The 25,826-nt window shown below is 43.9% G+C and carries 23 protein-coding genes; 18 read left to right on the forward strand and 5 right to left on the reverse strand.

Going from position 1 to position 25,826, the window contains the following annotated elements; all coding sequences use genetic code 11:
- Both C6Y06_RS01665 and argS read left to right on the forward strand, forming a co-directional pair.
- Complete coding sequence (locus C6Y06_RS01665) at positions 1-423, forward strand: YwiB family protein (protein WP_003215400.1); 423 nt, start codon at positions 1-3, stop codon at positions 421-423.
- Positions 420-2,093, forward strand: a complete 1,674-nt coding sequence (gene argS / locus C6Y06_RS01670; RefSeq protein ID WP_106036434.1) for an arginine--tRNA ligase — start codon at positions 420-422, stop codon at positions 2,091-2,093. Before C6Y06_RS01665 ends, argS begins: the two co-directional genes overlap by 4 nt.
- A 292-nt stretch (positions 2,094-2,385) precedes the next feature.
- Here the strand turns inward: argS and C6Y06_RS01680 are convergent, their stop codons facing one another.
- Positions 2,386-3,357: a S66 family peptidase gene (locus tag C6Y06_RS01680; RefSeq protein WP_060597504.1), complete on the reverse strand. Its 972-nt coding sequence runs from the start codon at positions 3,355-3,357 to the stop codon at positions 2,386-2,388.
- A 157-nt stretch (positions 3,358-3,514) separates the two neighbouring features.
- Between C6Y06_RS01680 and cls (C6Y06_RS01685) the strand changes: the two genes are divergently transcribed.
- The 3 genes from cls (C6Y06_RS01685) to C6Y06_RS01695 all read left to right on the forward strand — a co-directional run bounded on the left by cls (C6Y06_RS01685) (position 3,515) and on the right by C6Y06_RS01695 (position 8,113).
- Positions 3,515-5,017: a cardiolipin synthase gene (gene cls / locus C6Y06_RS01685; RefSeq protein WP_223251422.1), complete on the forward strand. Its 1,503-nt coding sequence runs from the start codon at positions 3,515-3,517 to the stop codon at positions 5,015-5,017.
- 105 nt (positions 5,018-5,122) lie between these two features.
- Complete coding sequence (locus C6Y06_RS01690; protein WP_060597738.1) at positions 5,123-6,838, forward strand: ABC transporter ATP-binding protein; 1,716 nt, start codon at positions 5,123-5,125, stop codon at positions 6,836-6,838.
- Between the two features lie 276 nt (positions 6,839-7,114).
- On the forward strand, positions 7,115-8,113 hold the full coding sequence (locus C6Y06_RS01695; RefSeq protein ID WP_106036436.1) for a S66 family peptidase: 999 nt from the start codon (positions 7,115-7,117) through the stop codon (positions 8,111-8,113).
- Between the two features lie 29 nt (positions 8,114-8,142).
- Here the strand turns inward: C6Y06_RS01695 and C6Y06_RS01700 are convergent, their stop codons facing one another.
- From C6Y06_RS01700 to cls (C6Y06_RS01710), 3 genes are all read right to left on the reverse strand, one after another.
- The gene (locus C6Y06_RS01700; RefSeq protein WP_095285673.1) at positions 8,143-8,397 is read right to left on the reverse strand and encodes a general stress protein; all 255 of its coding nucleotides are present in this window, start codon (positions 8,395-8,397) and stop codon (positions 8,143-8,145) included.
- Between the two features lie 73 nt (positions 8,398-8,470).
- Complete coding sequence (uvsE, locus tag C6Y06_RS01705) at positions 8,471-9,433, reverse strand: UV DNA damage repair endonuclease UvsE (protein ID WP_106036437.1); 963 nt, start codon at positions 9,431-9,433, stop codon at positions 8,471-8,473.
- Between the two features lie 12 nt (positions 9,434-9,445).
- Positions 9,446-10,642 (reverse strand): cardiolipin synthase, encoded by a 1,197-nt coding sequence (gene cls / locus C6Y06_RS01710; RefSeq protein ID WP_106036438.1) that lies wholly within the window; start codon positions 10,640-10,642, stop codon positions 9,446-9,448.
- 143 nt (positions 10,643-10,785) lie between these two features.
- Here cls (C6Y06_RS01710) and C6Y06_RS01715 point away from each other — a divergent pair, with 143 nt between their 5' ends.
- The 8 genes from C6Y06_RS01715 to pyrG all read left to right on the forward strand — a co-directional run bounded on the left by C6Y06_RS01715 (position 10,786) and on the right by pyrG (position 20,310).
- Positions 10,786-12,897: a (Fe-S)-binding protein gene (locus C6Y06_RS01715; protein ID WP_106036439.1), complete on the forward strand. Its 2,112-nt coding sequence runs from the start codon at positions 10,786-10,788 to the stop codon at positions 12,895-12,897.
- Positions 12,898-12,999: 102 nt separating this feature from the next.
- The gene (locus C6Y06_RS01720; protein ID WP_106036440.1) at positions 13,000-14,175 is read left to right on the forward strand and encodes an acetyl-CoA C-acetyltransferase; all 1,176 of its coding nucleotides are present in this window, start codon (positions 13,000-13,002) and stop codon (positions 14,173-14,175) included.
- A gap of 19 nt (positions 14,176-14,194) precedes the next feature.
- Positions 14,195-15,058: a 3-hydroxybutyryl-CoA dehydrogenase gene (locus C6Y06_RS01725; protein ID WP_106036441.1), complete on the forward strand. Its 864-nt coding sequence runs from the start codon at positions 14,195-14,197 to the stop codon at positions 15,056-15,058.
- A gap of 11 nt (positions 15,059-15,069) precedes the next feature.
- A complete protein-coding gene (locus C6Y06_RS01730; RefSeq protein ID WP_106036442.1) occupies positions 15,070-16,182 on the forward strand; it encodes an acyl-CoA dehydrogenase family protein in 1,113 nt (370 codons plus the stop codon).
- Positions 16,183-16,198: 16 nt separating this feature from the next.
- Positions 16,199-17,341 (forward strand): acyl-CoA dehydrogenase, encoded by a 1,143-nt coding sequence (locus C6Y06_RS01735; protein ID WP_106036443.1) that lies wholly within the window; start codon positions 16,199-16,201, stop codon positions 17,339-17,341.
- 145 nt (positions 17,342-17,486) lie between these two features.
- A complete protein-coding gene (locus C6Y06_RS01740; RefSeq protein WP_034660309.1) occupies positions 17,487-17,684 on the forward strand; it encodes a hypothetical protein in 198 nt (65 codons plus the stop codon).
- A gap of 237 nt (positions 17,685-17,921) precedes the next feature.
- The gene (gene rpoE / locus C6Y06_RS01745) at positions 17,922-18,464 is read left to right on the forward strand and encodes a DNA-directed RNA polymerase subunit delta (RefSeq protein WP_034660308.1); all 543 of its coding nucleotides are present in this window, start codon (positions 17,922-17,924) and stop codon (positions 18,462-18,464) included.
- Between the two features lie 238 nt (positions 18,465-18,702).
- On the forward strand, positions 18,703-20,310 hold the full coding sequence (pyrG, locus tag C6Y06_RS01750) for a glutamine hydrolyzing CTP synthase (protein ID WP_003215143.1): 1,608 nt from the start codon (positions 18,703-18,705) through the stop codon (positions 20,308-20,310).
- 40 nt (positions 20,311-20,350) lie between these two features.
- Here the strand turns inward: pyrG and C6Y06_RS01755 are convergent, their stop codons facing one another.
- On the reverse strand, positions 20,351-20,881 hold the full coding sequence (locus tag C6Y06_RS01755) for a DUF2529 domain-containing protein (RefSeq protein WP_060597495.1): 531 nt from the start codon (positions 20,879-20,881) through the stop codon (positions 20,351-20,353).
- 180 nt (positions 20,882-21,061) lie between these two features.
- Here C6Y06_RS01755 and C6Y06_RS01760 point away from each other — a divergent pair, with 180 nt between their 5' ends.
- From C6Y06_RS01760 to glpX, 5 genes are all read left to right on the forward strand, one after another.
- Positions 21,062-21,436 carry a response regulator gene (locus C6Y06_RS01760; protein ID WP_003214681.1) on the forward strand — a complete coding sequence of 125 codons (375 nt, stop codon included), beginning with the start codon at positions 21,062-21,064 and terminating at the stop codon, positions 21,434-21,436.
- A 178-nt stretch (positions 21,437-21,614) separates the two neighbouring features.
- Complete coding sequence (locus tag C6Y06_RS01765; RefSeq protein ID WP_034660304.1) at positions 21,615-22,472, forward strand: class II fructose-bisphosphate aldolase; 858 nt, start codon at positions 21,615-21,617, stop codon at positions 22,470-22,472.
- Positions 22,473-22,584: 112 nt separating this feature from the next.
- The gene (gene fsa, locus C6Y06_RS01770) at positions 22,585-23,223 is read left to right on the forward strand and encodes a fructose-6-phosphate aldolase (protein WP_034660303.1); all 639 of its coding nucleotides are present in this window, start codon (positions 22,585-22,587) and stop codon (positions 23,221-23,223) included.
- 247 nt (positions 23,224-23,470) lie between these two features.
- Positions 23,471-24,760: a UDP-N-acetylglucosamine 1-carboxyvinyltransferase gene (locus C6Y06_RS01775; RefSeq protein WP_034660302.1), complete on the forward strand. Its 1,290-nt coding sequence runs from the start codon at positions 23,471-23,473 to the stop codon at positions 24,758-24,760.
- 32 nt (positions 24,761-24,792) lie between these two features.
- On the forward strand, positions 24,793-25,758 hold the full coding sequence (gene glpX / locus C6Y06_RS01780) for a class II fructose-bisphosphatase (RefSeq protein WP_012011567.1): 966 nt from the start codon (positions 24,793-24,795) through the stop codon (positions 25,756-25,758).
- Positions 25,759-25,826: the final 68 nt, after the last annotated feature.

Genomic DNA, 25,826 nt, shown 5'->3' on the forward strand with positions numbered 1-25,826 from the left:
ATGACACAAAACCAAATTTCAATTCATGTCAAGTCAGTGATGAAACCAGAGACGGAGCCGGCTGAAACGATCGAATTCCGCACGACTGGAACGTATCAAGAGAAGAATGACAAAACGTATCTCACTTACCATGAAGAACATGAAATGGGTCAAGTAAAAACCGTTGTGAAAATGAGTGAAAAAGAAATTTTTGTCATGAGATCAGGTGCCATTCAAATGAAGCAGCGCTTTCTCATCGGAGAAACGACCGTCACACATTACACGATGCCCTTCGGTACACTACAGCTTGATGTACACACACATGGCATTGATCTAGATGTGGACAAGGGACTGCTGCACATTACGTACGATATGCTGACAGGGGAAGATCAAAAGCATTTACATACATTATCGATTTCGTATAAGGAGGATTTACGTTCATGAATATCGCAGAACAGGTCAAAGATGCGTTAAAAGAAGAAATCATTGCGGCAGTCGTCAAAGCAGGACTTGCTGATGAAAGCCAGGTACCAGATGTCCTTTTAGAAGTGCCGAAAGACAAAACTCACGGTGATTACTCCACCAACATGGCGATGCAGCTTGTCCGCATTGCGAAAAAAGCACCTCGCCAAATCGCAGAGGACATTGTCAATGCGTTTGATAAAGGGAAAGCTTCTATTGAAAAACTGGATATCGCAGGTCCAGGGTTCATTAACTTTTATATGAACAATCAGTATTTAACAAAGCTCATCCCAGCTGTCCTTGAAGCAAAAGAGGCATATGGTGAAACGAATACAGGCGGCGGCCAAAAGGTGCAAGTCGAATTCGTCTCAGCCAACCCAACAGGTGACCTTCACCTTGGACATGCCCGCGGAGCAGCTGTAGGTGATTCCCTTTGCAACATCCTTGATAAAGCAGGGTTCGATGTGAGCCGTGAATACTATATCAACGATGCAGGGAATCAGATCAATAATCTCGCTTTATCTGTAGAAGTACGTTACTTTGAGGCACTCGGTCTTGAAAAAGAGATGCCTGAAGACGGCTACAGAGGAGAAGACATCAAAGGCATCGGGCAAAAGCTGGCGGATGAATTTGGTGACCGTTTCGTGCATGAGCCAGAAGAAGAGCGGATGAAGTTCTTCCGTGAATACGGATTAAAATACGAATTAGAGAAATTGCGTGTAGACCTTGAGAATTTCCGTGTCCCATTTGATGTATGGTATTCAGAAACCTCTTTATATGAAAACGGAAAAATCGAACCAGCGCTGGAAACCCTTCGCGCTAAAGGCTATGTCTTTGAAGAAGACGGTGCAACGTGGCTGCGTTCAACTGATTTTGGCGATGACAAGGACCGCGTGCTTATTAAAAAGGACGGCAGCTTCACTTACTTGCTTCCAGATATCGCATATCATAAAGACAAATTAGACAGAGGCTTTGATCAGCTCATTAACATTTGGGGAGCGGACCATCACGGCTATATCCCTCGAATGAAAGCGGCGATTCAAGCACTTGGATATCCCGCTGGCAAGCTTGAAGTAGAAATCATTCAGCTCGTTCACCTATACAAAAACGGTGAAAAGATGAAGATGAGTAAGCGTACAGGAAAAGCCGTCACCATGCGTGACCTGATTGAAGAAGTAGGCTTAGATGCCACTCGTTATTTCTTTGCGATGAGAAGTGCGGCGACACACATGGACTTTGACCTAGACTTAGCCATCTCTACGTCTAACGAAAACCCTGTGTACTACGCACAATATGCACATGCGAGAATTTGCAGCATGCTGCGTCAAGGTGAAGAAAAAGGCTACGAGCCGAACCTTGAAAAAGCAGATTTCTCTCACATTCAATCGGAAAAAGAATACGATCTTCTCAAAATCATTGGCAGCTTCCCAGAAGTTGTAGCAGAAGCAGCTGAAAAGCGCATTCCGCACCGCGTGACGAACTATATTTATGACCTTGCATCAGCCCTTCACAGCTTCTACAATGCCGAGAAGGTTATTGATGTAGAAAACGAAACAAAAACAACAGCACGTCTTTCACTCATGAAAGCAACACAAATCACGCTTGCTAATGCATTAAAACTAATTGGCGTATCTGCACCGGAAAAGATGTAATACAAAAAAGCCCCGCTCTACTATAGGAGTGGGGCTTTTTGATGTTCAACACCCGCTATCTTCTAAGGACAGCAGGTGTTGAACATTACCCAAGCGTATTAATAATGTTAGAAATAGAATCAAATAATTGGCTAAGTACATCAGAGAACATGTTGCCCCCTCCTCTCTTTTCTTTTTACATCTACTTAACGAAGGGGATGGAGGGTTGGATCACTTTTTTCTGAAAAAATTTTATAAAAGATCGTGGCATAGAAAAAAGCACCGTTTATTTGGGTGCTTTTTTGGCTCTGTTTTATGATAGAATGCGCAGCTGCACGGCTCCATCTTTACACGCTAGCTTCACGTCTCCGCCAATCGGTAAGGTGAAGACCGGCTGCGTATGTCCGATATCGACATCGTAGATCACTGGGATGTGTTTGAGCATTGGATGTTTATCTAAAATGAACCTCAAATGTTCCTCTGTCATCTCGGATTTCTTTTGGAAGCGTCCGATGATCAACCCTTTGATTGATTCTGCATGCTGCATGAGGGAGGTGAGGTCTCTGGCGAACATTTCAGGGAAAACCAACTCATCATCCTCCACAAATAAGATGGCATCCTTGATATGAGGTATAAACGACGTCCCTTGCAGTAAGTTCAGTGTACAAAGGTTACCGCCATACAAGGTGCCTTCAGCTGTTCCTTCCTGATATATTCCCCATTTTGTCGGATGAAATTGCCTGTTCGCTTGATCAAGATACCAAGCATCATCACTCCACTTTGTCGAAGGGATCACATCAAAAGACTCATCGTCATTCATCAAGCAGGCTTGAAACATAGCGGTCTGCTCCTCTTGTCCCTGCTCCATTTGGAAGCTGGAGAAATGAGGGCCAGAGTATGTCACCATATCACATTTGGCGGTAATGGCGCTTGCGAGTGCGGTGATATCACTGTAGCCGCAAAGAACTTTAGGATGCTGACGAATCAAGTCGTAATCAATATAAGGCAAGAGTTCATTGCAATTGAAGCCTCCAATGGCTGTCAAAATACCGTCGACTTCATCATCTGTGAACGCCTCATGGAGATCAGACAAGCGGTGTTCAATAGATGAAGAGGAATGAAGATCACATTCAAACGCGTGTTGTCCAAAAGAGACGGTGAAGCCTAACATCTCTAAACGCTTTTTTGCTTGAGCGATTCCTTCTTCTGATAAAATGCTGGCACTTCGGCTTGGGGCAATGACACGAAGATGACTACCTTTTTTTAAAGGAGGTGGTGTATGCATAAACAAATCTTCCTTTCCATCACATATTTATCCATTATATCGGATCAAATGGTCCAAGTCTGTAAAAGCTAGGAGAAAGGCATAGGCCGTGCGTTTCATACAAGCTGTGCAAAGGGTATGGAAGAGAAAAAGACAGAAACGAATGAGGGCGGAGAATGTGAAAAAGAGGAGATTGGAATTTTTATTTTTATATTTTATGATATTCGGGGCATATGTGGTGTATTGGTGGCCTGTGCCAGCGTGGAGCATTCAGCTGTACGCGGCAGTTTATATCGCCATTATTTTATTTAGTATCATCTCACTCATGCTAGAGAACCGTACATCACAGCACACGTTGTTATGGATGTATGTGCTGATCTTTTTCCCGATCATTGGCTATATGTTTTATTTGTTCTCAGGACAGCTCTATGTGAAAGGTCATTTATTCAAATCAAAGAGAATGTACAACCGTGAAAAGTTACGCAGAATATCTGAGCTTGAGAGCAAGCCGGATGAATCGCGTCTAACCGAAAATCAGCGGACTTTTTTTCATTACACAGAAAAAGCAACAGGCATGCATGTGAACACAAATAGTGATATGGACATTTTAAAGAATGGGGAGGAGACTTTTCCCCGTATATTTGAAGAATTAAAAAAGGCAAAATCGTTCATCCATATAGAATACTACATGTTCAAATCAGATTTCCTCGGGCACCGGATGATGGAGATTCTGATAGAAAAAGCGAAAGAAGGGGTAGAGGTTCGCTTCATCTATGATGCGGCTGGCAGCATTCGCTTCTCCCGAAAAGATATTAAACGCTTGAAGCAGGAAGGAGTAAAGGTCGCTCCTTTTCTGCCTTTAAAATATGGTTTTTTTAATCAAAAATTCAATTTCCGAAATCACCGCAAAATCGTGATAATTGATGGGAAGACAGGGTTTGTCGGCGGGTTAAATGTCGGAAAAGAATATGTCGGACGTGATGAAAATATCGGTTTTTGGCGTGATACTCATACCATGTTAAAGGGTGAGGCTGTTCAGACCCTTCACTCTGTTTTTATGCTCGACTGGGAGTATGTATCAGATGAAGTATTAATTGAGGATCCGAAGTATCATACGCCGCATCCTGTGACGGGAGAGGATGTCATTCAGGTTGTACCGACTGGACCCGATATGAAAGAAAGTATGAGTGATTTATATGATGCACTCATCTCAAATGCGAAACAATTTGTCTGGATTGCAACACCTTATTTTGTCCCAAATGAATCCCTTCGTACAGCATTAAAAATTGCTGCTACAAGAGGGGTGGATGTCCGGGTGATGGTACCGGAGATCAATGACGGCTTTCTCACACAATACGCCACACGATCCTATTTTTCTGAGCTCCTAAAAGAGGGCATCAAGGTGTATCACTATCAAAAGGGCTTCATGCATCAAAAAGTGATGATCGCAGATGGAGAACTTGCCTCAGTCGGTACCGCAAATGTGGATATGCGAAGCTTTCAGCTCAATTTTGAGGTCAATGTCTTTACAGCCGCGAAAAAGCCCATTGAGCAACTGATGGCCCATTATGAAGAAGATATGAAAGAATGTGAGCAAATGGGACCTGTTCATTTTTATAAAAGAGGGTTAAAAGAGCGATTGAAGGAATCATTTGCCCGGTTGTTTTCTGGCGTGTTATGAGGATTTCAAGTCAAAGAAATCATTTCCTGATCTAGTATTTTAAAGAGGATTCCTCTATAATTGAAAATGATTATCAATTATAGAGGAAATGAGGTTCTTTTACATATGCTAAAACGCTTTTTCGCCTATTACAGGCCCTATCGAGGTCTGTTCTTTTTAGATTTCTTTTGCGCTGTCGCCGTTGGATTGATGGAACTGGGTTTCCCGCTTATCGTGAACTACTTCATTGATACATTATTGCCAACAGGGAACTGGGCGGTCATTGGCTGGACCGCACTTGCGCTGTTTGTCATTTATGCACTCAGCTCGGTTATGCAATTTATTGTGTCGTACTGGGGGCATATGCTTGGAATTAATATTGAAACAGATATGAGGAAGAAGCTGTTTGATCACTTTCAGCGCCTATCCTTTAAATTCTTTGATAACAACAAAACGGGTAAGCTCATGTCACGGATGACAAACGACCTCATGTACATTGGAGAAGTGGCGCATCACGGTCCTGAAGATTTGTTTATAGCGATTATGACAATTCTTGGTGCCTTTGCTGTCATGCTGATGATTAACTGGCAGCTGGCTATTTTAACCTTCCTGATCATGCCTGTCATCATCTGGCTTGCCCTTCATTTTAATAAGAAAATGACGCATGCGATTACACAGCTGAACAATGACATTGGAGACTTTCATGCAAGGGTTGAAAACAATATCGGCGGCATTCGTCTTGTTCAAGCCTTTGCCAATGAACATTTTGAGAAAAAACGCTTTGCTGAAAACAACAACCGTTTTCGGAAGGCGAAGCTTCTTTCCTATAAAATTATGTCGGTCAATGGATCGATCAGCTATATTCTGACACGTCTTGTGACACTGTTTGTCCTTCTCGCAGGTACATGGTTTGTCCTGCAAGGTCAATTAACGGCAGGTGGCTTTATCGCGTTTGTTCTGATCACAAATGTTTTATTTAGACCGATTGATAAAATCAACACGGTCATTGAAATGTATCCGAAAGGCATTGCGGGCTTTAAAAGCTATGTCGATTTGCTAGAAACAGAGCCGGATGTGAAGGATACAGAGGGAGCACGTGATGTATACGGACTGAAAGGTGAAATTGAATATCGAAACGTGACATTTGGCTACGATGAGCACAGCCATGTGCTAAAGGATATCGATTTAAAGATCAAACAAGGAGAAACGGTTGCGTTTGTCGGGCCTTCAGGAGCGGGGAAATCAACCATTTGCAGTCTGCTGCCTCGTTTTTATGATGTGGATGAAGGGGACATCACGATTGATGGTGTAAGCACAAAGTCGATGACATTGTCTTCTTTAAGGCAGCAGATCGGTATTGTGCAGCAGGATGTCTTTTTATTCTCGGGCACCATTCGTGAAAACATTGCGTACGGCAACCTAGAAGCCAGTGATGCAGAGATTTGGGAGGCTGTAAGAAGTGCGCATTTAGAGGAACTCGTTCAGCGTTTCCCAGAAGGGTTAAATACCGTGATAGGTGAGCGCGGCGTCAAACTGTCAGGCGGTCAAAAGCAGCGTCTGTCGATTGCGCGGATGTTCCTGAAAAACCCGTCCATTCTCATTCTAGATGAAGCCACATCAGCACTTGATACAGAAACAGAAAAAGCCATACAGGATGCACTGAGCGAACTGGCTGTCGGACGGACAACGCTCGTCATTGCCCACCGCCTTGCGACAATTAAACACGCCGACCGTATCATCGTCGTGACAGAGGAAGGCATTCAAGAACAAGGCCGCCACCAAGACTTAATCCAAATGGGCGGCGTATACAGCAGACTGCACGAAGCGCAGTTTGGTCATTAAGAAGAAAGAGAAAGCCCTTTTGATAAAGGGCTTTCAGCGTGTAGACAAACCCTCGCATTCGTTGTCAGTCCTGCGCTCTGGTGCTCACGAATGTTCAATTCGCTCCGCTTCAGTGCTCGTCCTTCCTAGACTGCAAAGGTTTTCTATCACGCTGAAAAAAGATAAAGGACTAAAATAAAGATCATTATAGCCCTTTGTCAAAAATCTGAAAGCCCTTTTGATAAAGGGCTTTTTTTGTTAGGATAGAAAAAACTCGTGTAGGAAGGATCTGATGGAATGAAGGGGCTTCGGCGATTACAAAAGAGAGATAAGATCGGTATTTTTTCACCTTCAAGTCCTGCATCAGCGACCTCGCCTCTTAGGTATCAGCGGGCGAAGAAGTGGCTTGAGCAAAAAGGATTCATTGTGGTACCAGGATCATTAACAGGGAAAGAGGATCACTATCGTTCAGGTACAATTCAAGAACGAGCCGATGAGCTGAATGAGCTAATGGCTAGAGAGGACTTGGCGTGCGTTATGTCAATGATTGGCGGGACAAATTCAAATAGTTTGCTGCCTTATCTTGATTTTGAGCTGCTGAATCAACATCCGAAAATCATGATCGGTTATTCAGATGCGACAGCGATTCTTTTAGCCGCCTACGAAAAAACGGGACTGCCTGTATTCTACGGACCGGCGCTTGTCCCATCTTTTGGAGAGTTTGAACCGTTCGCCGCTTATACATATCAGTCGTTCGAAGACATCCTGATGCAGCCTCAAACCATTCCTTATCAGGTCAAAAAACCACCTTTTTGGACGGATGAACGAATCAATTGGGAAGAAAAGACGCGTGATAAAAAGCAGCGTCCAAACGATTGGCTGTGCGTCATAGAGGGACAGGCAGAAGGTAGATTGATCGGCGGGAATCTGAATGCCATGTACGGCATATGGGGAAGTGAGTTCATGCCAGCCATTCAAAACGGAGACGTCCTCCTTATTGAAGATTGCATGAAAACCGCTTCGGTTGTAGAAAAAAACTTCTCTTTATTGAAAGTAAATGGAGTGTTTGAGCGGGTATCAGGTATTCTTTTGGGAAAACATGAGCTGTTTGATGATGAGGGAACGGGAAAAGAACCTTACGAGATTTTACTTGAGGTGCTTGGAGAGACAAAGAGACCGCTCATCGCAGATTTTGACTGTGCCCATACACACCCGATGCTTACGATGCCAATCGGGGTACAAGTGAAAATGGATGCAGCTTCAAAACAAGTTTGGTTGGCAAAAGAGTGGATATAACAAAAGAGCGGCCTGAGGGCTGCTCTTTTTTATGAAACCTGCTCTTTTTCAAATGGCTGCAAGAGATCTTGCGCTTTTTTTCCCTCTACGACAATTAAGTAATCAGACTCTAAATGAGTGAGCCTGAAGGTTTCAAGCTCTACGATGTTCTTGATGTTGCACATTGTTTTTTTAGAATACACATATAGACGATGTTGAGCCTGGTGGCATTTTTGATAAAGAGAAATAAGCTTATGTAAATTCAATGCTTTCGCAGCGATTTGGATTGAATAGATTTGAGACATCTTCATATCCTCCTGTTAATTACTTTCTCACAATAGCTTTGTTACCCCTGTTTGCACAGGGATAAACCTTTCTCTATGATTTCCACTCAAAGGTTCCTCCGCCCGTTCGCTTATTGCCTCTTATCGCAGACAGCTCTTCGACAAGTCGGAGCAGTGCCTGATCCTTTAACTTCGCCTCAATCATAAAATCTACATCACGCCCATACGGTTTTAATGCATGAAAAAGCGGTAAGACAAAGGACATATCTACACCATCTGCATGACTGCGTATGGCTTTTTCTGATTTAGGTGAGGATAAATGGATTTTAGGCGGAATGCCAGTGCTCGTCCAAGTGTCGAACATTCTTGGCAGAATGTCTTCAAGCGCGGCATCGTCATCTTTATTGGCCACGTGATGATGGTAATCAAAAACAAATGGAATACCTTGCTTTTCACATACACCAAGGGTTTCTAACGACGTATAGGTTTTGTCATCATTCTCAAGCGTCATTCTCGCCTTGATATGCGCCGGAAGCTTTTGGATATTGTCATCAAAACGTTGAAGCGCCGATTCTTTATCACCGTACGCACCGCCCACATGAATGTTCATATAGCCTTCCTTTTCGAGCTTCATCGCTTCAAGCATTTGATAATGGTACGTCATATCGATCACGGCATTTTCTGTGATTGAAGGCTTTGGGCTAGTAAACAAGGTAAATTGATTAGGGTGAAAGCTCACACGTAATCCGTGCCGTTTCACCAACTCGCCAATTTCATGAAACTCCTTTTGAAAAGGTGTCACAAAGTCCCAGCGCACATCGGGATGGGTCGCGAGCGGGACGATCGAACTTGAAAAACGGTAAAGCGGGATATCATGGGCAATGGCGAAATAGAGCGTTCTTAATGTATTCACGAGATTGGCTTTCGTTGTTCGCAATAAAGCCTCTTCTCTCTCTTCCTTTGAGAGCTTACTGTATCTTGCAAAGGTCAGCGACTTGGCAGGAGAAGCTTCCCACAAGGTGACGGCATTGGATACATAACCAAATCGATAACGCATAGGTCATCTCCTTTATAAAAAGTACGAGAACATGGCGCCAACCCATTCCAGCGGACGTGACAAAAGCGGACGCTGGGTCAATTTCTCCTCTGTCATAAGCTCAGACACTTCCATGTGCTCCCGAATTTTTTCCTCTACGTGTGCAGTAAAGTCGGCATCATCAATGGCGACGTCTACTTCCTCATTTAGAAACAAGCTGCGTTTATCAAAATTTGCCGTGCTAATCATACAGCGTCTCTGGTCAATTAGAATGGCTTTCGCATGATAAAATCCTTTATAAAAACGATACACAAGGCAGCCAGAGGCAATGAGGTCTTTCAAATAATGAAATCCAGCCTCTTTGACAAGTGGATGATCCGCTTTCATTGGGATGATGATTTCAACCGTGACACCTCGCTCTCGTGCATCAAGCAGTGCACTCAGAAGAGGGGCAGATGGAATAAAGTAAGGCGTACAGATGATGATCTGCTTTCTCGCCTGCTGAATATCTTTGAGAAACAAAGCTTCTAAAGAAAAACCAGCAGTCGCGCGTGTTGTGCATTGTAGTGTTCCCAGTTCCAAAGCAGGAAAAACCTCATATTGCAGCTGATGAATGCCAGATGACCGGTATAAATCATTCAAAAACACATGCTGGAGATCTGCGACAACTTGCCCTGTCATGCGCAAATGATAATCTTTCCAAATGCCAAACTGGCCATTTTTTCCAACATATTCATCGCCAATATTAAACCCGCCAATATAGCCAATCTTTCCATCAATCACCGTAATTTTACGATGATTTCTCATGTTTAACCGATAAATCAAAAAAGGGAAACGAGGCTTATTTAAAAAGTAAAATTGGATGCCGCTTTTTTCTAGCATATCAATGGACTTTTGATCAAACGGATAGGACCCTAGTCGATCGGTCAGCAAAAAGACTGAAACCCCTTGTTCCGCTTTGGCTTTCAGTGCTTGTAAGACCCCTTGGCCAATCTTGTCGTTCTTTACAATAAAGAACATCATATGAATAGAAGAAGAGGCCTGTTGAATATCCGCGAGCAGCTGATCAAAAAATGGTTCGCCATCATGATAAAAAGCTGCATCACCGCTTGTTTTGTCAAAAGACCGTTCAAAAGCGCGGGTAGAAAAATATTTCTTTCCCATATAAAGGTCTACCATCACGAGAAAAACGATGGCAATGAGTACGAGTAGGATGATCAATGCGATCATGAAGCTTCCTCCTTTTTTGCATATTTCAATAGTGTACCCAAACGTGTAAAAAATATTGACTGAATGCTCATTCATTATTTATGATAGAGGTACAACATAGAAACGGAACAAAGTGGTTTTTGGGGAATGAAAGGGGGAGCAAGATGAATAGCCTTTTAATAATGAACTTGATCGCATTTGCGGCGGTGACCGCTTACGCTGTGTATTTGTTTATTTATCTCATTCGAACACGAGCGGCGTATATTCGTCTTGGTAAAAAAGAAGAATTTCAACAAGACATGAAGAAACGCTTAGAGCGTGTTTGGGTCAATGTGTTTGGGCAAAAGAAGCTGTTAAAGGACAAGAAGAGCGGCATCATTCATGTGCTGTTTTTCTACGGATTTATCCTTGTACAGTTCGGAGCCCTTGATTTTATTATGAAGGGACTCGTTCCGGGCAGCGGACTCCCTTTAGGTCCGCTTTACGGCTTCTTTACCTTTTTCCAAGAGGTGGTCACACTTCTCATTTTAGTAGCCGTTGTTTGGGCATTCCATAGAAGGTATGTGGAGAAGCTTGTCCGTTTAAAACGAGGCTTTAAATCAGGTCTAGTGCTTTTATTTATTGGCGGCTTGATGCTGACAGTCTTACTGGGGAACGGGATGAACATCATTTGGCATGGACACTCTCAATCACCAACTGAGCCAATCGCCTCCAGTATTGCTTTCTTGCTGGGCGGAATTTCACCTCTTGCAGCAACGGTCGTTTTTTATGTCGCATGGTGGGTGCATCTCCTTATTTTGCTGACATTCTTAGTATATGTCCCGCAGTCAAAGCACGCTCACCTCATTGCAGGACCGGTGAATGTATTTGCCAGCAGATTAGACCCGCCAGGCAAGCTGCAAAAAATTGATTTTGAAGATGAGACACAAGAGACCTTCGGTGTGGGAAAAATTGAAGACTTCCGTCAGTCACAGCTGATCGACCTTTACGCCTGTGTGGAATGCGGGCGCTGCACAAATATGTGCCCAGCAACAGGAACAGGGAAGATGCTGTCTCCAATGGATTTGATTTTAAGGTTAAGAGATCATTTAACAAATAAAGGGGCCGCCATTACATCGAAGACACCATGGGTCCCGCAGCTTGCCTTCAGGCAGACAACAGGAAATCAGCTGGCGCTGCAGGCGAGAGGAGCAGGTGCAGAGGAATCGGCGGCCAGCTCAATGTATCATCCTTCTCTCATTGGTGAGGTCATTACAGAAGAAGAAATTTGGGCATGTACGACGTGCCGAAACTGTGAAGACCAATGCCCTGTCATGAATGAACACGTCGACAAGATTATTGATATGCGCAGATATCTTGTGCTGACCGAAGGGAAAATGGATGCAGATGCACAGCGTGCCATGACAAGCATTGAGCGCCAAGGGAACCCGTGGGGATTGAACCGGAAAGAAAGAGAAAATTGGCGTGAACTGAGAGAAGATGTGCATGTGCCGACAGTAAAAGAGCTGAAAAAAGCAGATCAAACCTTCGATTATTTATTCTGGGTTGGTTCAATGGGGGCATATGACAATCGAAGCCAAAAAATTGCGCTTGCCTTTGCAAAGCTCCTCAACGAAGCAGGGGTCTCCTTTGCCATCCTAGGCAATAAAGAGAAAAACTCAGGCGATACACCAAGAAGACTTGGAAACGAATTTTTATTCCAAGAGCTTGCTGCAAAAAATATTGAAGAATTCCAGAAAAACGGGGTCACAAAGATCGTCACGATTGATCCGCACGCCTACAATTTATTTAAAAATGAGTATCCAGACTTCGGACTTGAGGCAGAAGTGTACCATCATACAGAATTACTGGCAGAGCTAGTGAAAGAAGGGAAAATAACGCCTGTACATGAAGTGAACGAAGTGATTACCTTCCACGACTCTTGCTACCTAGGCAGATATAACGAGGTGTATGATCCGCCGAGAGACATTTTAAAAGCCATCCCTGGTGTGACGCTGAGAGAAATGGAGCGTCATCGTGAAACCGGTATGTGCTGCGGTGCAGGCGGGGGCTTAATGTGGATGGAAGAAGAGACAGGTACCCGGATTAACACTGCCCGAACGGAGCAGGCGTTAAAGGTGCAGCCGTCCATCATCAGCTCAGGATGCCCTTATTGCCTCACCATGCTGGGAGATGGCACGAAGGCGAAGGAAGTAGAGGAGCAGGTAGGCACATTTGATGTCGCAGAACTTCTTGAAAAATCAGTGTTTGGTGAGGCTGGAAAGCAGGTTTCGTAAACAAAACAGGCCGATGAATAGGATATTCATCGGCTTATACATGGCGCTGTACATCAGCTGCTTAGATAATATGTAAGCGGTAACAAACGGGAGGGGACATACATGAGAACGACGGTCATTGTATCTGGAGCAAGAACACCATTTGGAAAACTAGGCGGTGCTTTCAGTGGGTTGACTGCCGCAGAACTAGGCGGAATAGCGATCAAAGCTGCGCTGGAAAGAGTACGGGATTCACATTTTGTGGATGAGGTCATCATGGGAAGTGTTTTGCAGGGAGGACAAGGACAGATTCCTTCAAGGCAAGCAGCAAGAAATGCTGACCTTCCGTGGTCCGTTCCGACGCAAACTATCAATAAAGTCTGTGCATCAGGAATGCGCAGTGTGAGCACAGCAGATCAAATCATTCGAGCTGGAGATGCTGAGGTCATCGTAGCAGGCGGTATGGAGTCCATGTCACACGCCCCTTATTTGCTAAAAAAAGCGCGATGGGGCTACAAAATGGGAGATGGTGCGGTACAAGATGCGATGATTTTAGATGGATTAACCTGTTCGTTTACAGGCGTTCATATGGGTGAGTATGGGAGCATGGCTGCAAAGGAGCTTGGTATCACGCGGGAAGAGCAAGACCTTTGGGCACTAAGAAGTCATGAACGGGCCATCGAAGCGCAGAAAAACGGCTTTTTTCAACAGGAAATCACCCCAGTCACCGTCAAGACGAAAACGGGAGAGCGGCTGATCACAGAAGATGAATCCCCGCGGCGTGATACGTCATATGAACGACTGTCAAAGCTCATGCCTGTTTTTGATCAAACGGGTACCATTACCGCTGGAAATGCACCAGGTGTCAATGATGGAGCAAGTGCGCTTCTTTTAATGAAAGACACATATGCGGAGCAGCATGACGTAAAGCCAATGGCAGTCGTGCTTGGGCATACGCAGGTAGCCGTAGAGGCAAAGGATTTTCCGAAAACACCAGCCTTTGCCATCGAGAAGATTTTACAGAAAACAGGCAAGCGTCTAGAGGATATCGATCTCTTTGAAATCAATGAGGCCTTCTCAGCTGTGGCGCTGGCATGTGAAAAAATAACCGGGCTGGATCGGCGGAAAATGAATATCAACGGTGGAGCAGTAGCGCTTGGTCATCCCATTGGGGCAAGCGGAACACGTATCATATTGACCTTGATTCATGCATTGAGACAAAGAGGCGGAGGCATTGGCATCGCGGCGATTTGCAGTGGAGGCGGTCAAGGAGATGCCATCATGATAAAGGTAGATTAAAAGGGAGGCGTTCATCGTCATGAGTACAGAAGAGACCGTCATGGTCGTTGGAGCAGGTCAAATGGGATCAGGCATTGCCCAAGTTTTTGCTCAGTCAGGCTACACAGTCCTGCTGCATGATGCATCTGAAAAGCAGATTCATCGAGCCATTTCCTCCATGACCAAACAACTGACGAAACGAGCAGAAAAAGGAAAGCTGGCCCATCAGGCAGTCCGAGATATTACGCAGCGGCTTGCCGTTTCCACAGATTTAAAGGACGTGCAGCAGACTCATTTAGTGATTGAAGCTGCATCTGAACAAATGAGTGTGAAAAAACAAATCTTTGAAACACTTGATCAATTTGCAGAGGCGAAGACGATATTTGCAACAAACACATCTTCCTTGTCAATCACAGAATTAGCAGCTGTTACGGGGAGACCGGAGCAAGTGATTGGCATGCATTTTATGAACCCGGTGCCTGTCATGAAACTGGTTGAGGTCATTCGAGCGCTGCAAACAAGTGACGACACGTATCAAATCGTTTATGAAACAGCAAAGACATTAAACAAAACCCCAATTGAAGTGGAAGACTTCCCAGGGTTTGTATCAAATCGCATATTGATGCCAATGATCAATGAAGCCATTTACACCCTTTATGAAGGCGTGGCAGATGCAGAAAGCATTGACGGGGTCATGACGCTTGGAATGAATCACCCAATGGGGCCGCTTCGTCTCGCTGATTTCATCGGACTAGATACATGTTTATTTATTATGAATACCCTTCATGAAGGACTTGGGGATAGCAAATACCGACCTTGTCCTCTTTTGAAAAAATACGTAAATGCAGGCTGGCTGGGTAAAAAGACAATGAGAGGTTTTTACACATACCACGACCACTCATAGGGGGAGTCAAGATGGATGTTTTGCTTACGGATCAACAGCGTCTCTGGAGAGAACAGGCAGCAGAATTTGCAAGACAGCGTGTATTCCCTGAAGTGGAAGCCATGGAACAAGGTCAGTTCCCAAGAACACTTTTAGCTGAAATGGGACGCCAAGGCTTTCTAGGGATTCCAATACCAGCTTCGTATCAAGGCTTAGGAGCAGATTTTACAACATATATCATTGCGATTCATGAATTATCCAAAGTGAGTGCGACTATCGGTGTCATTGTGTCCGTTCATACATCTGTTGTGACGATGCCTATTTTGGCTTTTGGAACGAATGAGCAAAAAAAATCCTATGTTCCGCTGCTTGCATCCGGGCAGAAACTGGGGGCATTTTGCCTGACTGAACCCAAGGCTGGCTCAGATGCCTCCAGTATTCAGTTAAGAGCGGAGCGGGCAGGCGACCACTATGTGTTAAATGGTACAAAAATGTTTATCACAAGCGGCGGGGAAGCAGAACTGTATCTTGTCTTTGCCGTGACAGATCCTGCTTCTGCGAAAAAAAATATATCGGCATTCATTGTCGAGAAAGGTACACCAGGATTTACGATTGGAAAAGATGAGAAAAAGATGGGGCTCCATGGGTCAAAAACTGTCACGCTTCATTTTGATGATGTGCGGATTCAAAAACAGCAGCTGCTCGGTGCAGAAGGAGAGGGCTTTCACATAGCCATGTCTAGTTTAAATGCGGGGAGAATCGGTATCGCGGCTCAAAGCCTCGGTATAGCTGAAGCCGCATTAACCGAAGCGGTGACGTATTTAAAGCAGCACCCGGCAGGTCTAGAAACGACCATTCGGCTGGGTGATTTGGCAGCGAAGCTTGAAGCTGCCAAACTATTAGTCTATCAAGCGGCTTTTTATAAAGAGGCGAATCGTCCGGTGACAAAGGAAGCATCCATGGCAAAGCTATTTGCGTCAAAAACGGCGGTTGAGATCAGTACAGAAGCGATCCATTTACTCGGCATGGACGGTTATACGAATCGCTATCAAGCAGAACGTTACTTTCGTGATGCGAAAGTTTGTGAGATCTATGAAGGAACAAGTGAAATTCAAAGGCTGGTCATTTGTAAACAGCTAATATGAAACGAGGTGGCTCATGATGCAGTTTCAATTAAGTGATGAACATGAAATGATTCAAAAAATGGTGAGGGATTTTGCGAAAAATGAAGTAGAGCCAACAGCAGCAGAGCGGGACGAGACAGAAATGTATGATCCAGCTATTTTTCGCCAAATGGCGGAGCTCGGTTTAACGGGCATTCCTTGGCCGGAAGAGGTAGGCGGGATCGGCAGTGATTATTTAGCCTACGTCATCGCAGTGGAGGAGCTTTCAAGAGTGTGCGCCTCTACAGGCGTCATCCTCTCCGCCCACACCTCTCTCGCCTCGTGGCCTATCTATACTTTCGGAACAGATGAACAAAAAGAGACCTATTTAAAGCCGCTTGCAGAAGGACAGAAGGTAGGGGCATATGCACTCACTGAGAGCGGTTCAGGTTCAGATGCCGGTGGAATGAAGACAACGGCAGTAAAGGCAGGCAGTGAATACGTCCTGAACGGTGCGAAAATCTTTATTACAAATGGCGGCATTGCGGATTATTATATTGTGTTTGCCGTGACAGACCAAGAAGCTGCATCTCGAAATACAACCGCCTTTATTGTAGAAAAAGAGACCCCCGGGTTCTCGGTTGGCAAAAAGGAAAGCAAACTGGGCATCCGCTCATCGCCAACGACTGAAATTCGATTTGAAGATTGCCGGATTCATGAAAGGAACCGGCTCGGACAAGAAGGAGAAGGATTCAAAATAGCCATGATGACGCTCGATGGAGGTAGAAACGGTATTGCTGCTCAGGCTGTTGGGATTGCACAAGGCGCTCTTGATGCGGCGGTCCATTATGCGAAGGAGCGCAAGCAATTTGGCAAACCAATCATACAGCAGCAAGGGATCGCTTTTAAGCTGGCAGATATGGCAACTGCAATTGAAGCCTCCAGGCTGCTTACTTATCAGGCAGCATGGCTTGAAACGAAAGGGTTTCCGTATGGAAAGGAATCAGCTATGTCAAAGCTCTTTGCTGGAGATACAGCCATGAAAGTAACAACAGAAGCCGTTCAAATCTTCGGCGGCTACGGTTATACAAAGGATTACCCAGTCGAACGATACATGCGAGATGCGAAAATCACTCAAATTTATGAAGGCACACAAGAAATCCAGCGCCTAGTCATCTCGCGCAAACTGCTAGATATGTAGAAACCAAGCAAAGACCACCTGACGTGAGGTGGTCTGTTTTGGTGCGATAATCAGTTCTTAAATGTGAAATCATTTCCAATATTGTCCCATGCCACCTTATCAATATGATAAAATGTGCAAAAGTATCAATATGGAGGTTATCATGATGAACACAACATTTATGGGTATTTTAGGATTAGTCACGATGATCATATGGATTATGGTCTCCACAGAGCTTTCAAAGTCTCCAAAAAAGAAGGAAGAAAAAGAAAACAGCCGCAGAAAACTATTTGTCCTCATGCCTGCGGGAATGGTATGTACGATTGCTATCGTTATCTTATTCATTCAGAGAATCCAGTTTTAAAATAGAGATGAACAAACTAAAAGACAAAAAGCATACCGTACACAAAAGCCAGACCAATTTCACGCAGATGGTGCGCCCCATGAGAAAAAATCAAAAATTAACATGATTAAAGGTGGCATAAACTCCTCTAATTTGTTTATAATGAGAGGTATGGTTTGTCGTAAAAATAAGGTATAAACACTTATTATTTCACTGATAAATGGATACATACATGTAATAGAAAGGGAGTGTCTGACCTTGAGTTTGAAAGAATACTCACAGGAGCAGCTCAAGCACATGTCTTTAGTTGAACTTGCATATGAAATTTTCAGAGACAGCAAAACACCGATTACGTTTTCCGAGTTAATAGATGAAATGGTCCGTTTACAAGGGATACAAAAATCTGATCTTGATGATCGACTTGCTCAATTTTATACAGACTTAAATATAGATGGCCGCTTTATTTCGTTAGGTGATCAGAGATGGGGACTTCGCAGCTGGTATCCAGTTGATCAAATCGAAGAAGAAGTTCAGCCAGCTGTGAAAACAAAAGCGAAAAAGAAAAAAACAAAAGCAGCTGTCGTTGAAGAAGACTTCGATGAAATTGAAGAGGAAGAAGAAATCGAAGAGCTTGAAGAAGATCTTGATCTTGTTGAAGACGACGATGATCTCGACCTAGACGATGATGAGGAAATTGACGAAGATATAGAAGACTTCGACGAAGACGATGACGACGAAGATGATGACGGCTTAACAGAAATTGACGAAGACGATTTAGACGATAATAAGGAAGAAAAATAACCCTCACAAACCGGTCCTCAAAACAGGACAAAACCGTCTTGACTTTCGAGAGCGAACTATGTAGTATGTATTTTGGGCTCTCTAAAAAGAGTACGTAAAGATACGTTCATTTACGCTCCCTTTCATTTATTTGAAAGGGAGCTTTCTTATTTTTCAAGAGATTTAGGGATACACTCTAATAAGGATGAAGCTGTGCATGTCTAGTCATGCAAGGGTAAAAAAGAGAGGAGCATACGAAATGACAAAGTATATTTTTGTAACAGGAGGAGTTGTTTCCTCACTTGGAAAAGGGATCACGGCTGCATCGTTAGGCCGCCTTCTGAAAAATAGAGGGATGGATGTCACCATTCAAAAATTCGATCCATATATCAACGTAGACCCAGGGACGATGAGTCCATATCAGCACGGTGAGGTCTTCGTCACAGATGACGGTGCTGAAACAGACCTTGACTTAGGTCACTACGAGCGCTTCATTGATATTAACTTAAATAAGTACAGCAACGTCACAACTGGTAAAATCTACTCTACTGTTCTGAAGAAAGAGCGCCGAGGCGACTATTTAGGCGGAACCGTACAGGTTATTCCCCATATTACAAATGAAATCAAAGACCGCGTGTACCGTGCCGGAAAAGAAACAGGTGCAGATGTGGTTATTACAGAAATCGGTGGAACAGTAGGAGACATCGAATCCCTTCCTTTCCTTGAAGCGATTCGTCAAATGAAGAGTGACATTGGCCGTGAAAACGTGATGTACATTCATTGTACCCTTGTTCCTTACATCCGAGCAGCTGGTGAACTGAAAACAAAACCAACACAGCATAGTGTAAAAGAACTTCGCAGCCTTGGTATCCAGCCAAACGTTATTGTGGTCAGAACTGAAATGCCAATGACCCAAGACATGAAGGACAAAATTGCGTTATTCTGTGATATCGATACAAAAGCTGTTATTGAATGTCAGGATGCAGACACGCTGTACTCTATTCCGCTTGATTTACAAAAACAAGGACTAGACAAGCTTGTATGTGAACATATGAAACTTGACTGCCAAGATGCAGACATGACGGAGTGGACAGCGCTAGTCGATAAAGTACAAAATCTCTCAAAACAAGTCACAATTGGTCTAGTAGGAAAATATGTTGAACTGCAAGATGCATACATTTCTGTCGTTGAATCACTTCGCCATGCTGGTTATGCATTTGATGCAGACGTTCAAATCAAATGGATCAATGCAGAAGAAGTGACAGCAGAAAATATGGCTGATTTCGCGCAAGATGTAGACGGCATCATCGTTCCTGGAGGCTTCGGAGACCGCGGAGTGGAAGGGAAAATCATTGCTACACAATATGCCCGTGAAAACAAAGTGCCATTCTTCGGAATCTGCTTAGGAATGCAAGTTGCGTCGATCGAATATGCGAGAAACGTACTAGGCCTTGAGGGAGCTCATTCAGCGGAAATTGATCCTGAAACAGCATTCCCAATCATTGACCTTCTTCCAGAACAGAAGGATGTAGATGATCTAGGCGGAACACTTCGTCTTGGTCTGTATCCATGTAAATTAAATGAAGACTCAAAAGCATTTGCTGCATACAATGACGAAGTGGTCTACGAACGCCACCGTCATCGCTATGAGTTTAATAATGAATTCAGACAGCAAATGGAAGCCGCAGGCTTTGTCTTCTCTGGTACAAGCCCAGACGGACGTCTTGTTGAAATTATCGAGCTGAAGGATCATCCTTGGTTCCTTGCTTCTCAGTTCCACCCAGAATTCGTCTCAAGACCGACAAGACCACAGCCATTATTTAGAGATTTCGTTGGTGCTTCACTGCAAGCATCTGAATCAAAATAAATCAAAAACTGCCGAGAATATGATCTTCTCGGCAGTTTTTTTATTCATATTCCTCAACGATTTCTTTCACAGTAAACGATAGAGCGTGGTAGACGTATAAGCATGTCATTAAAGCAGGATAACCGAACCTTGTTCCGTCATCAGCGGGCACAAGCGGTTTCTTGAGCTGAAAATCAATGTGGACATCACAATGCTCTTCAATCATGGACGGCTCCTTTTGTGCTGGACCGACACCAACAATGGGCGTACCTTGAGCGTGCAGCTCTTTTACAAGAGATTGAATATCCTCGTCTTCTGGGTCTGAATAAAATAGCAGCACCCTGTCACTTGGATGAAGCAAGCTGAGCTCCGTTTGATCAAGCGGCAGTACTTTCGCACCTGGAAAGGGCTCCTTGCTTTCAGTTGCCTCTAGGGCTACAGCAGCCAGTTCATTCTTTCCTTGAAAATAAACAGCATGTCCACTGACAACGGCTTGTGCAAGAAGGCGTGCACCATCCTCGATCGCTTCAGCCTGCTTTTCTCCAATACGTGAAAAAATACCTGATAACTGGGTCGTGAAAATTTTTAACAAGACTGATTTCCTCCTTCGGTCAGATCATTTTATAATAGAATATAAAGAGAATATTAGGAAAAATGCTCAGAAAATGTCGTAAAGTAAACTATTATAAATAAAGGAAATGTGAAAATCAAACAGAATTATTTAACAACAGCTCTTTTTATGGCGAAAAATGAAAGCAATGGGGTGTAACAGATGAATGAGAAAATTTTAATTGTCGATGATCAATACGGTATTAGAATATTATTAAATGAAGTGTTTCATAAAGAAGGCTATCAAACCTTCCAAGCAGCCAATGGACTTCAGGCGTTAGATATTGTGAAAAATCATAGACCAAACCTTGTCCTGCTTGATATGAAGATTCCCGGAATGGATGGTATTGAAATTTTAAAACGCATGAAATTAATTGATGAAGACATCCGTGTCATCATTATGACAGCCTATGGCGAATTAGACATGATCCAAGAATCAAAAGAACTCGGTGCATTGACGCACTTTGCGAAACCATTTGATATTGATGAAATCCGAGATGCTGTTAAAGAATACTTGCCGCTCGAAACAAATGGTTAGATGGAAATGATTGAATCGAGTCATTCTGTTGCCGATTTGTCGAATAATTGGTATCCTAGATAAGAAGAAGAAAGCGATCTGACTTTGAAAGTTTACATATGGCGAGAAATTCTGGTCATGCTAGGGTGGAGAGCTTTTTTTAGTAAGCAAATTAGCTACATAGGGAGGATTTTTCATCATGCCTTTAGTTTCAATGACAGAAATGTTGAAAGACGCAAAGGAAAAAGGTTACGCTGTTGGACAGTTTAACTTAAATAATTTAGAATTCACGCAAGCGATTTTACAAGCTGCTGAAGAAGAGAAATCTCCAGTTATCTTAGGAGTATCTGAAGGGGCAGGACGCTACATGGGCGGCTTCAAAACAGTTGTCGCAATGGTAAAAGCGTTAATCGAAGAATATAATGTAACAGTTCCTGTTGCGATTCATTTAGATCACGGTTCAAGCTTTGAATCTTGTGCAAAAGCAATCCATGCAGGATTTACTTCTGTCATGATCGACGCTTCTCACCACCCATTCGATGAGAACGTAGCAACAACTGCGAAAGTAGTTGAGCTTGCACATTTCCACGGTGTATCTGTAGAAGCTGAGCTTGGAACTGTTGGCGGACAAGAAGACGACGTCATCGCTGAGGGCGTTATTTATGCTGATCCAAAAGAATGCCAAGAGCTTGTAGAACGCACTGGCATTGACTGCCTTGCACCTGCACTAGGTTCAGTTCATGGTCCATACAAAGGTGAACCAAACCTTGGTTTCGCTGAAATGGAAGAAATCGGTAAAATGACAGGCCTTCCACTTGTTCTTCACGGCGGAACAGGTATCCCAACTGCTGACATCAAGCGTTCAATTTCACTTGGTACAGCAAAAATCAATGTAAACACTGAAAACCAAATTGCTTCTGCGAAAGCAGTACGCGAAACACTTGCTGCAAAAACAGAAGAGTATGATCCACGTAAATATCTTGGACCAGCTCGTGACGCAATTAAAGCGACTGTTATCGGCAAAATGCGCGAATTTGGTTCTTCTAACCAAGCATAATTTGATGAGAACCGAAAGCCGCCTGAGTCACAGGCGGTTTTCTCCATATCTTGAGAAAGCGCAATCAAAATTTACATTTCAGACAATTTATTAATAGGAGAGTGGCACGGTTATGTTATTTTTCGTAGATACAGCGAATATCGCAGACATCAAAGAGGCGCACGAGCTTGGCATTTTAGCAGGCGTGACAACAAACCCTAGTTTAGTAGCGAAAGAAAAGGACGTATCATTCCACGACCGTCTTCGCGAAATCACTGACGTCGTATCAGGTTCTGTCAGTGCAGAAGTCATTTCCCTCAAAGCAGAAGAAATGATTGAAGAAGGAAAAGAGCTTGCTGCCATCGCACCAAATATCACGGTCAAAGTACCGATGACAACAGATGGCCTTAAAGCTGTCAAAGCGTTAACAGACCTTGGTATTAAAACAAACGTCACTTTGATTTTTAGTGCAAACCAGGCATTGCTTGCAGCTAGAGCTGGTGCAACGTATGTCTCTCCATTCCTCGGCCGCTTAGATGACATTGGCCAAAATGGTCTCGATCTCATCAGCGAAGTGAAAACTATTTTTGATGTTCACGGATTAGATACACAAATCATTGCTGCATCCATTCGTCACCCGCAGCACGTGACAGAAGCTGCGCTTAGAGGTGCTCATATCGGCACAATGCCGCTGAAAGTCATCAAGCAGCTGACAAAACACCCGTTAACGGATGCAGGCATTGAGCAATTTTTAGCAGACTGGAATAAATAAGTGATTGTGGCAGGCGGGATTGTCTCCCGTTTGCCGCAGTTTTCCTTAAAAACGCTAAGAAATGTTTTGTGCAAAGAAGAGAACATCACAGCCTCGCAAAGCTTCGATTATTTTTCTTCCGACAAATTTCGTTTAACCTGTATTCTTTCTCTTGATATTGGCTAAATTTTGGACAAGACCTTTTAAAGCGCGACATCCACAAACAGTATAACTCCAACAGTGATCTTCTTTAAGAAGGGAGACAAATATGGAAAAGTTAAACATTGCCGGCGGTGACCCTTTGCGCGGGACCGTACATATTAGTGGTGCGAAAAATAGTGCAGTGGCACTGATTCCTGCCACGATTCTCGCTGATTCTCCAGTAACCATTGAGGGCCTTCCGCATATTTCAGATATTGACACATTACGAGATCTGTTAGAAGAGATTGGCGGAAAGGTTACGTTTGAAAAAGGTGAAATGATCGTCAATCCTTCTTCCATGATCAGTATGCCGCTTCCTAATGGAAAGGTGAAGAAACTGCGTGCATCCTATTATTTAATGGGAGCCATGCTTGGCAGGTTCAAGCAGGCTGTCATCGGACTGCCAGGAGGATGTCACTTAGGACCTAGGCCGATCGATCAGCATATCAAAGGCTTTGAAGCACTTGGAGCCGAGGTGACAAACGAGCAGGGTGCGATTTATTTGCGCGCTGAAAAATTAGTCGGAGCTCGTATTTACCTTGATGTTGTCAGTGTAGGTGCGACCATCAATATCATGCTGGCAGCCGTACTGGCTGAAGGAAAAACGGTGATTGAAAATGCCGCAAAAGAACCCGAAATTATTGATGTAGCGACACTGCTTGCAAGCATGGGAGCCAAAATCAAAGGTGCAGGTACTGATGTGATTCGAATCGAAGGTGTAGAATCTCTTCATGGCTGTAAGCATTCCATCATCCCTGACCGCATAGAAGCAGGCACATTTTTAATTGCTGGTGCTGCGATGGGAGATGAAGTTGTTCTTGATAATGTGATCCCGACTCATTTAGAATCAATTACGGCGAAACTTAGAGAAATGGGGTTCACCATTGAAACGAGCAACGATCAGATGCTGATCGTTGGCAGAAACGAAGGACTCAAGCCTGTCGATATCAAAACCCTTGTGTATCCGGGCTTTCCGACTGACCTTCAGCAGCCGATGACGGCGCTCTTAACAAAGGCGAAAGGCACGAGTGTGGTCACAGATACGATCTACTCAGCCCGCTTTAAGCACATTGATGAATTGCGTCGAATGGGTGCAAACATGAAGGTCGAAGGTAGATCTGCCATTATAACTGGGCAAACGCAGCTTCAAGGAGCAAAGGTCAAAGCAAGTGACCTGCGTGCAGGTGCTTGTCTCGTCGTTGCAGGGTTAATGGCAGACGGTGTGACCGAAATCACAGGGCTTGAACATATAGACAGAGGATATAGTTTGCTTGAGAAGAAGCTTGAAGGCTTGGGTGCAACCATCTGGCGTGAAAAGCTGAATGACCAAGAAATAGAAGAACTTCAAAATTCGTAAGGCTTTGACTGTGAGAGGAGATTTGGACAAAAATGGAAAGAAGTTTATCGATGGAACTAGTACGGGTGACAGAAGCAGCCGCATTAAAATCTGCCCGTTGGATGGGAAGAGGATTAAAAGACGAAGCGGATGATGCTGCAACAAGTGCAATGCGTGATGTATTTGATACCATTCCGATGAAAGGAACAGTGGTCATTGGCGAGGGAGAAATGGACGAAGCACCAATGCTTTATATTGGGGAAAAGCTTGGGAACGGATACGGACCCCGCGTGGATGTTGCTGTTGATCCATTAGAAGGAACAAATATTGTGGCAAGCGGCGGCTGGAATGCCTTAGCTGTTATTGCGGTTGCAGATCATGGCAACCTGCTGAATGCACCTGATATGTACATGGATAAGATCGCAGTAGGTCCAGAAGCGGTAGGCTGCATCGACATCGAAGCGCCTGTCATTGATAATCTTCGCGCTGTGGCAAAAGCAAAAAACAAAGATATTGAAGATGTCGTTGCAACGATTTTAAACAGAGATCGACATGAGAAAATTATTGCTGAACTGAGAGAAGCAGGAGCAAGAATTAAACTGATCGATGACGGTGACGTTGCAGGAGCCATTAATACAGCATTTGATCACACAGGTGTTGATATTCTATTTGGTTCAGGCGGAGCGCCAGAAGGTGTCCTTTCTGCTGTTGCGTTAAAGGCACTTGGTGGTGAAATCCACGGAAAGCTTCTTCCTCAAAGTGAAGAAGAACTGAGACGCTGTGAGAAAATGGGGCTGGATGTTGGCAAAGTCCTAAGAATGGAAGACCTCGTGAAAGGTGACGACGCCATTTTTGCAGCGACTGGTGTAACAGACGGCGAGCTATTAAAAGGTGTTCAATTCAAAGGCTCTGTTGGAACAACACATAGTGTTGTTATGCGTGCGAAATCGGGTACAGTTCGTTTCGTAGACGGCAGACACAGCTTAAAGAAAAAACCGAATCTTGTCATTCGTCCGTAATCTGAAAGCGGGTATTCATTACCCGCTTTTCATATAGGTGTCAAATGTATATCATTTTCTTTTTAAAG

It is taken from the genome of Bacillus sp. MZGC1 (assembly GCF_002998605.1).
Taxonomy (GTDB): Bacteria; Bacillota; Bacilli; order Bacillales; family Bacillaceae; genus Bacillus.